At 72.7% G+C, this 9,820-nt stretch carries 7 protein-coding genes; 3 read left to right on the forward strand and 4 right to left on the reverse strand.

Annotated features, from left to right (window positions below; genetic code table 11):
* The first annotated feature begins 58 nt into the window (after positions 1 to 58).
* Positions 59 to 1,033 (forward strand): DUF4031 domain-containing protein, encoded by a 975-nt coding sequence (locus ACYVK5_RS04225; RefSeq protein ID WP_460702111.1) that lies wholly within the window; start codon positions 59 to 61, stop codon positions 1,031 to 1,033.
* A gap of 156 nt (positions 1,034 to 1,189) precedes the next feature.
* Entirely contained in the window at positions 1,190 to 1,831 is a 642-nt protein-coding gene (locus ACYVK5_RS04230) for a SanA/YdcF family protein (protein WP_460702114.1), read from the forward strand.
* A 132-nt stretch (positions 1,832 to 1,963) separates the two neighbouring features.
* Here the strand turns inward: ACYVK5_RS04230 and ACYVK5_RS04235 are convergent, their stop codons facing one another.
* The 3 genes from ACYVK5_RS04235 to ACYVK5_RS04245 form a co-directional block, all read right to left on the reverse strand.
* Complete coding sequence (locus tag ACYVK5_RS04235; protein ID WP_460702116.1) at positions 1,964 to 3,244, reverse strand: acetate/propionate family kinase; 1,281 nt, start codon at positions 3,242 to 3,244, stop codon at positions 1,964 to 1,966.
* Between the two features lie 109 nt (positions 3,245 to 3,353).
* Positions 3,354 to 5,471, reverse strand: coding sequence for a phosphate acetyltransferase (pta, locus tag ACYVK5_RS04240; RefSeq protein ID WP_460702118.1), 2,118 nt, complete (start codon positions 5,469 to 5,471; stop codon positions 3,354 to 3,356).
* 42 nt (positions 5,472 to 5,513) lie between these two features.
* The gene (locus ACYVK5_RS04245) at positions 5,514 to 8,084 is read right to left on the reverse strand and encodes a phosphoketolase family protein (RefSeq protein ID WP_460702120.1); all 2,571 of its coding nucleotides are present in this window, start codon (positions 8,082 to 8,084) and stop codon (positions 5,514 to 5,516) included.
* Between the two features lie 157 nt (positions 8,085 to 8,241).
* On the opposite strand from ACYVK5_RS04245, the gene ACYVK5_RS04250 reads away from it, so the two are divergent.
* Entirely contained in the window at positions 8,242 to 9,168 is a 927-nt protein-coding gene (locus ACYVK5_RS04250; RefSeq protein WP_460702122.1) for an SURF1 family protein, read from the forward strand.
* 95 nt (positions 9,169 to 9,263) lie between these two features.
* Here ACYVK5_RS04250 and ACYVK5_RS04255 read toward each other — a convergent pair whose 3' ends face one another.
* The gene (locus ACYVK5_RS04255; RefSeq protein WP_460702124.1) at positions 9,264 to 9,548 is read right to left on the reverse strand and encodes a hypothetical protein; all 285 of its coding nucleotides are present in this window, start codon (positions 9,546 to 9,548) and stop codon (positions 9,264 to 9,266) included.
* Between the last annotated feature and the right edge of the window lie 272 nt (positions 9,549 to 9,820).

Consider the following 9,820-nt stretch of genomic DNA (forward strand, 5'->3'; position numbering starts at 1 on the left):
GACTTCACGACATCCGGCCGACCACTCGACATCCGACCGACCACATAGGGTCGGGGCCGTGACCGTTCTGATCGATCCGCCCGCCTGGCCCGCGCACGGGACCGTGTTCTCGCACCTGGTCTCGGACGCCTCGCTGATCGAGCTGCGCACGTTCGCGCGCGCGGCCGGCGTGCCGGACCGGGCGTTCGACCTGGACCACTACGACGTTCCGGAGGCTCGGTACGACGGCCTGGTCGCCGCCGGCGCGGTGCCCGTCGCGGGCGCGGAACTCGCCCGTCGCCTCTCGGCGTCGGGCCTGCGGATCCCGGGCGCCGAGCGCGCGGGCAGCAAGCGCGAGGCGCTGCTGTCCCGCTGGGACGCCCTGTCGCCGACGACGGTCCCCGGGGGCGCCTGGCGCGCCGTCGGGGAGGAACTGGATCGGCGCTGGCGGGAGCCGCATCGCACGTATCACACGGCGTTTCATCTGGCCGCCGCGCTCGACGCGCTGGACCTGTTGCTCGCCGACGCCGCGGCGTCGGGCACCCCGGTTCCCGGCGACATCGTCTGGCGCGCCCGCGTGGCTCTCTGGTTCCACGACGCGGTGCACGACGGCGCCACCCCGGCCGACGAGGAGGCCTCCGCGGCCCTGGCCCACGACCTTCTCGGACCGTACGCCGCGGCGGGGCGCCTCGGACCGGAGCCGTTGCTTCGACCGCGGGACGTGGAGGAGATCGCCCGCCTTGTCATGGTCACCGCCGACCACGCCCCGGACCCGGACGACCTGCCCGGTTGCCTGGTCAGCGACGCCGATCTGGCGATCCTCGGCACCGTGCCCGCCGCCTACGCCCGCTACGTCCATCAGGTCCGCGCCGAGTACGCCCACGTCCCCGAGAGCCTGTTCCGCCCCGGGCGTGCCCAGGTGCTCCAGGCACTTCTCGGCAGCGGCGATCTCTTCCGCACCGCCTGGGGCCGGGTGCGCTGGCAGACACGAGCGACGTCGAACCTCGCCGCGGAACTGCGGGAACTCCGTCCTGGGGAGCCTCGTCCGGATTAGACGCGGCGCCGAGGCGGCGTCATCCCGCGACGTCGTTCCGCCCCCTCCGCCGGCGTGCCCCGGCGCCTGCCGACCCGTGGTGCCTCGCCTCACCCGTTTTGCCGTCCCGCTGCCTCATCGCCTCGCCCGCCTCACCGAACAGGTAGGTTACGAGCCGTGGCCATACCCGTCGACCCCCGTCTGAGGCGCTTCCGCAGGGTGTTCGACGTCCTCGCGATTACCGTCGGCGTCCTCACGCTGCCGATCGCGCTGCCCGTCTTCTGGGTCCAGGCGGTGGGCCACTCGCGCGTGGTCGCCGCCGCCGACGCGCCCGAGGTGGACGCCGTCGTCGTGCTCGGGGCCGGCCTGCGCGAGGACGGGTCGCCGTCCACCTACCTGCGCCGCCGCGTCGAGGCCGGCGTCGCGCTGTACCGGTCCGGGCGCGCGGGCCAGGTCATCCTCTCGGGCGACGCGCACACCCTTCCCGGCGGGGCCCTCTACGACGAACCCGGCTCGATGCGTGCCTACGCCCTCACCCTCGGCGTGCCCGACGATGCGCTCGTCCTGGACCGCGAGGGGTTCGACACGGACGCGACGTGCCGGCGCGCCCATGACGAGTACGGCGTGCGGACCGCCGTCGTCGTCACCCAGGACTACCACCTCCGCAGAACCCTGTTCACCTGCCGGTACGCCGGTCTGGACGCGGTCGGCGTCGGGGTGAGCAGCAAGAGCGTGACCCCGGTCAAGGCCCTCTTCGCGTGGAAGCTCCGCGAGATCCCGGCGAGCTGGAAGGCAGCGGTGGAGTCCCTCCTGCGTTGACGGTGCGCGTCCCGGCTCCTGGAGGCGCACCGGCCGGCGCGTGGTCGTGGGTTTGGCGTGTGGTCGGTCAAGTGATTGACCGACCACACGCCAAACCCACGACCATGGACAGGTTCCGGGCCGATCAGCCGATCAGCCGATCAGAGCGATCGTCTGGCGGGCGATGGCCAGTTCCTCGTTCGTCGGGACGACCATGACCAGCGGGGACGTGGCCGTGCGGGACGCGGGACGCGCGGCGCCGGGCGCGGCGGCCCCAGTCTCGGACGCACCGTCCCCGTCCGCTACCGGCGAGATCACCCGCGCCTCGCGGGACCGGGCCGCGTTCAGTCCCGGATCCACCGCCAGCCCGAGGAATCCGAGCCCCTCCACCGCACCCGCGCGGACCGCCGCCGCGTTCTCGCCCACGCCGGCCGTGAACGTCAGCACGTCGATCCCGCCCAGCACCGCCGCGTAGGCGCCCACGTACTTGCGCAGGCGGTGCAGGTACACGTCCAGGGCCAGCCGGGCGCCGTCGTCCCCCGCGTCGACGAGCCGGGTCAGCTCGCGCATGTCGTTGACACCGCTGAGTCCCAGCAGCCCCGAGCGCTTGTTCAGCAGCGTGTCGACGTCGTCCGCGGACAGTCCCCCGGACCGCAGCAGGTGGAGGACGACCCCCGGGTCGACGTCGCCGGACCGCGTCCCCATGACGAGCCCCTCCAGCGGCGTCAGCCCCATCGACGTCTCCACGGCCCGCCCGCCGAGCACCGCCGACGCCGACGCGCCGTTGCCCAGGTGCAGCACCACCTGCCGCAGCGTCTCCGGCGCGCGCCCCTCGGCCGCGAGCTTCGCCGCCACCGCCGGGTGCGAGGCCACCGCCGCCGACACGAACTGGTGCGACGTCCCGTGGAAGCCGTACCGCCGCACGCCGTGCTCGGCGGCGGTCCTCGCGTCGATGGCGTAGGTGGCGGCGGCGGGCGGCAGGTCGGCGAAGAACGCGGTGTCGAACACAGCCACGTGCGGCACGTCGAGCAGCTCGCGCGCCACTTCGATCCCGGTCACGTTGGCCGGGTTGTGCAGCGGCGCGAGGGGGACGAGCGCGCGGACCGCGCCCACGACGTCGTCGTCCACCACCACGGGCGCCGAGAACGACGTCCCGCCGTGCACCACGCGATGCCCGACGGCGACGATGTCCGCCTCCCGCAGCGACGGCCCGGCCTCCTCGAACAGGCTCAGGACCAGCCGCAGCGCGGCTCCGTGATCCGCCACGGGCTGCTCGCGGACCACCTCCTCACCGCGCGCCTCGTGCGTGAGACGGCCCGCCTCCTCACCGATGCGCTCGACGACACCGCCGGCGAGCGTCTCGCCCGTGCCCGGGTCGACGAGCTGGTACTTGAGCGACGACGAACCGGAGTTCAGCACGAGGACTGTGGACATACGGGGAGTCTCCTGGGTCGGATGGATCGGGCCTGGTGCCGGCGCCGACGTGGGCGATGCTCCGCGGCGCGGTCGTGCCGCGGCAGGGTGGCCCGCGGGTGTGGTGCCGCTACCCGGCGGGTGTGGTGGTCTGGGCCTGGATGGCGGTGATCGCGACCGTGTTGACGATGTCCTGCACGAGCGCACCGCGGGAGAGGTCGTTGACCGGCTTGTTCAGGCCCTGGAGCACCGGGCCGACGGCGACGGCGCCCGCCGAGCGCTGCACGGCCTTGTACGTGTTGTTGCCGGTGTTGAGGTCGGGGAAGACGAAGACGGTGGCGCGGCCGGCGACGTCGGACCCGGGCAGCTTGGACGCGGCGACCGAGGCGTCGACGGCGGCGTCGTACTGGATGGGGCCTTCGACGACGAGGTCGGGCGCGCGGTGCCGCACCGTCTCGGTGGCGGCGCGCACCTTGTCGACGTCGGCCCCGGAGCCGGACGTGCCGGTGGAGTAGGAGAGCATCGCGATCCGCGGTTCGACGCCGAACTGCGCGGCGGTGGCGGCCGACGAGACGGCGATGTCGGCGAGCTCGTCCGACGTCGGATCGGGGATGACGGCGCAGTCCCCGTACACGAGGACACGGTCGGTGAGGCACATGAAGAACACGGACGAGACCGACGAGGTGTCCGGGCGGGTCTTGATGATCTCGAACGACGGCCGGATGGTGTGCGCGGTGGAATGGGCGGCGCCGGAGACCATGCCGTCGGCGAGGCCGAGGTGCACCATGAGCGTGCCGAAGTAGGAGACGTCGGTGACGATCTCGCGGGCGCGCTCGGTGATCATGCCCTTGTGGGCGCGCAGCCGGGTGTACTCCGCGGTGAACCGCTCCACGATCTCGGCGCTCTCGGGCGTGGCGCCCGTCGGCGACAGCACCCGGGCGGCGTCCAGGTTCAGGCCGAGCTCGGCGGCGCGGCCGCGGATCGTGGTCTCGTCCCCGAGGATCGTCAGGTCCGCGATCCCGCGGGCGAGGACGGTGGAGGCGGCGCGCAGGATGCGGTCGTCGTCGCCCTCGGGGAGCACGACGTGCCGGCGCCGGGCGCGGGCCCGCTCGATGAGCTGGTGCTCGAACATGAGCGGGGTGACGACGTCGGGCCGGGGCAGGTCGAGCCGTTCGGCCAGGGTCCGGCCGTCGACGCAGCGCTCGAACAGGGCGCGGGCGACGTCGATCTTGCGCTGCGAGTCGCGGGTGACGCGCCCTCGGACCTGGGACGCCTCGCGGGCGGCGTGGTACGTGCCGAGATCGGTGCGGATGATCGGGACCCGCGGTTGCAGGGCCTCCAGCAGCTCGCGTGCCCGGCCTTCTGGGAAGAAACCGCCGTTGAGCACGATCCCTGCCAGCGACGGGAACGACGGCGCGGCGTGCGCGGCCAGGAGGCCGGTGAGCACGTCGGTGCGGTCGCCCGGCGTGATGACGACGGCGCCGTCGGAGAGGTGGGAGAGCAGGTGCTCGAAGCTCATGGCCCCGACGAGGACCTCCAGCGCCTCGCGGCCGAGCAGCTCGGGGTCGCCGAGCGCCAGCTCGCCGTCGACGGCCTCCAGGAGCTGGCCCACGGTCGGGGCCGACAGGAAGGGTTCCTCGGGGATGGTCCACACGGGCAGGTCCGGGTGGGACGCCGACACGGCCTTGCGCAGGTCGACGGCGTTCAGCGTGTCGCACCGGTTCACCACCAGCCCGACCGCGTGCGCGTAGTAGGCGCCGAGCTCGGCGAGCGCGGCGTCGGTGAGGGTGACCACCTCGTCGGGCGTGCGCTCGCGGCCGGAGGTCACCAGCAGCACGGGTGCGCCCAGGTTCGCGGCGATCTTGGCGTTGAACGCGAGCTCGTTCACCCCGGCGACGTCCGTGTAGTCGGTGCCGAGCACGACGACGGCGTCGCACCGGTCGGCCATCGCGTGGAAGCGGGACACGATCCGCGCCATGGCGTCGTCGGGGTCGAGGTGCAGGTCGGCGTAGGTAACGCCGACGGCGTCCTCGTAGGGGACGCCGACGCCGTCGTGCTCCAGGAGCATCTCCAGCACGTAGTCCCGCGCCGGCTCGTTGCCGGCGCCGGTGACCCGGGACACGGGCCGGTAGACCCCGACCCGCTGACCCTGCCGCACCAGCAGGTCCAGGACGCCCAGCGCCACGGTGGACTTTCCGCTCTCACCCTCCGGTGACGCGATGACGATGCTGCGGGTAGCGCCGGTCACGTGCTGCTCCAGTCCCCGCGCGACGGCGGCCGTCGCGCTGATCTAGTCGTTGTCGCCGCCGGTGTCGAGCGTAGTGGCGGCGCCGTGAGACTCGGTCGCGGCCATGGTAGCGCCCGGCCAGACCCAGTCTCGGACCTCGGGAATGTCCTCGCCGTGCTCGCGGGTCCAGGCGCGGGCCCGCAGGCGGGCGTCCTGCATCCGCTGGCGCAGGCCGGCCTGCGAGGAGCCGAGGGACGGCACCCGGTCGATGACGTCGATCACCAGGTGGTACCGGTCCAGGTCGTTGAGCATGACCATGTCGAACGGTGTCGTCGTCGTGCCCTCCTCCTTGTAGCCGCGCACGTGGAGGTTCCCGTGGCCGGTGCGGCGGTAGGTGAGGCGGTGGATGAGCCACGGGTAGCCGTGGTAGGCGAAGATGATCGGCCGGTCGTCCGTGAACAGGCCGTCGAACTCCTGGTGGGTGAGACCGTGCGGATGCTCCGTCGAGTCCTGCAGCCGCATCAGGTCCACGACGTTGATCACCCGCACCTTGAGGGCCGGCAGCTCGCGGCGCAGGATGTCGGCGGCGGCCAGGACCTCCAGCGTGGGGATGTCACCGGCCGCGGCGAGGACGACGTCGGGTTTCGTGCCCGGCACCTCGGTCCCCGCCCACTCCCAGATGCCGACGCCGCGCGTGCAGTGCTCGATCGCCCGGTCCATCGACAGCCAGTTCGGGGCGGGCTGCTTGCCCGCCACCACGACGTTCACGTACTGCTTGCCGCGGAGGCAGTGGTCGTAGGTGGACAGCAGCGTGTTCGCGTCCGGCGGCAGGTAGACGCGGACGATCTCCGCCTTCTTGTTCACCACGTGGTCGATGAACCCCGGGTCCTGATGGCTGAACCCGTTGTGGTCCTGCCGCCACACGTGACTGGACAGCAGGTAGTTCAGCGAGGCGATGGGCCGCCGCCACGGGATGTGGTTGGTGACCTTGAGCCACTTCGCGTGCTGGTTGAACATCGAGTCGACGATGTGGGCGAACGCCTCGTAGCTGGTGAATAGGCCGTGCCGGCCCGTCAGGAGGTAGCCCTCCAGCCAGCCCTGGCACTGGTGCTCGCTGAGCATCTCCATGACACGCCCGGCGCGGACCAGGTGCTCGTCCACCTCGGGGCCGTAGAACTCCGCGTTCCACTGCTTGCCCGTGACCTCGTACACGGCCTGCAGCCGGTTCGACGCGACCTCGTCCGGCCCGAAGATCCGGAAGTTGTCCGGGTTGTGCCGGACCACCTCCGTGAGCCACCGGCCCAGCACGCGGGGCGCCTCGGAGGTGGTCGCGCCCGGCGCGGGGACGTCCACCGCGTAGGCGGTGAAGTCCGGCAGCCGCAGGTCGCGCAGCAGCAGGCCGCCGTTCGCGTACGGGGTGGCGCTCATGCGCAGCTCGCCCGGTGGCGCCAGGCCGGAGATCTCCGCCCGCACCGCGCCGTCGTCGTCGAACAGCTCCTCCGGGCGGTACGACCGCAGCCACCGCTCCAGCACCCGCAGGTGATCCTCCGTGTCACGGGCGCTCGCGAGCGGGACCTGGTGCGCACGCCAGGAGCCGGTGGTCTTCCTGCCGTCGATCTCGGCCGGGCCCGTCCAGCCTTTCGGGGTGCGGAAGACGATCATGGGCCAGGCGGGCCGGCCGGCGACGCCGGCCGCGGCATCCGCCTTGATCGCGGCGATGTCGTTCAGCACCTCGTCCAGCAGTCCCGCGAACCGGCGGTGCGTCACCAGCGGCGGCTCGTCGGAGTCGTCCGGCACCTCGAAGAAGTACGGCTTGTGCCCGTAGCCGGTCAGCAGGGCGCCCAGCTCGTCCTGCCCGATGCGGGCCAGCACCGTCGGGTTCGCGATCTTGTAGCCGTTCAGGTGCAGGATCGGGAGCACGACGCCGTCGGTGACCGGATTCACGAACTTGTTCGAGTGCCAGGAGGTGGCCAGCGGACCGGTCTCGGCCTCGCCGTCGCCCACCACCGCCGCGACCAGCAGGTCCGGGTTGTCGAAGACCGCGCCGTACGCGTGGCTCAGGGCGTAGCCCAGCTCGCCGCCCTCGTGGATGGAGCCGGGCGTCTCCGGCGCGACGTGGCTCGGGATACCGCCGGGGAAGCTGAACTGCCGGAACAACCGCCGTACACCCTCGGCGTCGTCGGTGATGTCCGGGTAGGTCTCCGAGTATGCGCCGTCCAGGTACGACGACGCCACCAGTCCCGGGCCGCCGTGTCCCGGGCCCGTGAGATACAGCGTGGGCTGCCTGCGAGCGCTGATCGCCCGGTTGAGGTGCGCGTACAGGAACGTCAGTCCGGGCGTGGTGCCCCAGTGGCCCAGCAGGCGGGGCTTCACGTGGTCGCGGGTGAGGGGCTCGCGCAGCAGGGGATTGTCCAGCAGGTAGATCTGGCCCACCGAGAGGTAGTTCGCCGCGCGCCACCAGGCGTCGATGCGGGCGAGTTCCGCGTCGTCCGGCCGGGTCACGCCGGTCGCGGTCCAGGGCGCCGCGCCCGGCACCGGGGAGGTGTGCGACGGCGCGGGGTCCCCGGGCGGGGCGGTTTCCGGGGCCGACGGCGAGGTGGTCGCGGGAGAGGTCATAGCCGGGACGGACGTCATCACACATGCTCCTTGCTACCGCTGGAGGTCCGGGCCTCAGGGTTGCGGCCCGGGTGGCCGTGGTTCTCATTCGACCGCACGACGGTGCCACCCGCCAGGGGTGAACGGCCGACGTTCGATGCTCCGACGACCCTTGACTTCCGGGTAGCGTGGGGGCGTGAGTTTCTGGGCGGTGGCGCGGCAGCCGCGCATGATCGTGCTGCTGCTGGTGTTCCTGCTGGCCGCGGGCGGCTGCGGCTGGCTCGGCAAGTGGCAGCTCGATCGCGCCTTCGAGCGGGCGGAGCTGGCGGCCGAGCAGGAGGCGCGTGAGCTGGCCGCGGCCGGGCCGGCCGGGTTGGGCGAGGTGCTGGAGCCGCAGGCGTCGTTTCCCGGCGAGCTGGTCGGGCGGCAGGTCGAGGTGACCGGGGAGTTCGAGGCGGACCGCCAGGTGCTGGTCGCGGGCCGGGTCGGGCGGTCGGGCGAGGTCGGCTACCTGGTGCTGTCCCCGCTCAGGGTGTCCGAAGACGGCAGCGGGGGCGAGTCCTGGGCCGAACTGTCCGGGGCGCCCGTGCTCGCCGTCGTCCGCGGATGGGTGGACGAGCCGGGAGCGGCGGACGATCCGCCGTCGGGCAGCGTGACCGTGACGGGCTGGCTGCAGGCGGGGGAGGCCGCGAGCGAGGCGGCCGCGGTCGAAGCGCAACCGGCCGCGGCGGGGCCGGACGCTGATCCGGCTGAGGATGATGCGAGTTCGGCCGATCCGGACGCCGCCTCGGCGGCGACGGGTGGCGACGGCCGTGCCTGGCCGGTGGTGCACGGCATCGCGCTCGGCGCGCTCGTCCAGGAGTGGGGCGGGCCGATCTACTCGGCGTATGTCGTGGACGCGGCGACCGAGGGGGCCGCGCTGGAGCAACTGCCCCGCCCTATGATCGAGGGCGGTACGGGCGTCAACCTGCAGAATGCGTTCTACGCGCTGCAGTGGTGGGTGTTCGGCGGCTTCGCGGTGGCGCTGTGGATCCGGCTCGTCCGCGACGAGATGGCGGGCGGTAAGCGCGGCGGCCGGGCCACGGACCCGGACACGGGCATCGCGGGGCTGCCGGCGGCGTGAGGCCGGGGCAACGTGGACCTGTGATGGGCAACAGCCCTGAGAAGTGAGCCCGGGCACCCTTCCGGACGGTGGGTAACCCGGGCTTCGCGCTGTCCTCAGCCGTGTGCGACCGCCGTGCCCATCCTGGTCAGGGCCTCCCGGAGGATGGGGCGCGGGGTGGCCAGGTTGAGGCGGAGGAAGCCCTGGCCCGCCTCCCCACACAGGGCGCCGTCGGTCGCCGCGACGCCGGCGCGGTCGCGGAAGAACGCCGCCGGGGAGGTCGCGTCGCCGAGGGTCGCGGCCTGCATCTCGGCGTGATGGCCCACCTCGTTCCAGGTCCTGACGTCCGCGCCGTTCGACAGGACGAGCTGCGCGCACTTCAGGCCGGTGGAGGCCCGCACGTCAGAGGTGCGGCCCGGATGGCCGTGACTCTCATTCGACCGTACGACGTCGCGGCACACCAGGGGGAACGGCGGGAGGTTCGGGGCCCTGACGACTCTTGACTTCTGATGGCGGCCACGCGTGAGTTCCGCCTCGATTCCCGGCGGGGCCACGGGACTGTCAGAGGGGTCGGCCTCCGCCCGTCTCCCAGTGGACGCGCTGGTCAGACAGGGGTTCCCTGGCGGCCTCACCTCTGCCAGCTGGAGTCCGGTTTTCCGCAACATCGTGCGGT

Source organism: Myceligenerans halotolerans (genome assembly GCF_054782975.1).

What these genes read in the sequence shown, in the direction of transcription:
- ACYVK5_RS04245 (WP_460702120.1), bottom strand. Translation starts at nt 8,084, where the DNA reads ATGACGTCCGTCCCGGCTATGACCTCTCCCGCGACCACCTCGCCGTCG.
- ACYVK5_RS04235 (WP_460702116.1), bottom strand. Translation starts at nt 3,244, where the DNA reads ATGTCCACAGTCCTCGTGCTGAACTCCGGTTCGTCGTCGCTCAAGTAC.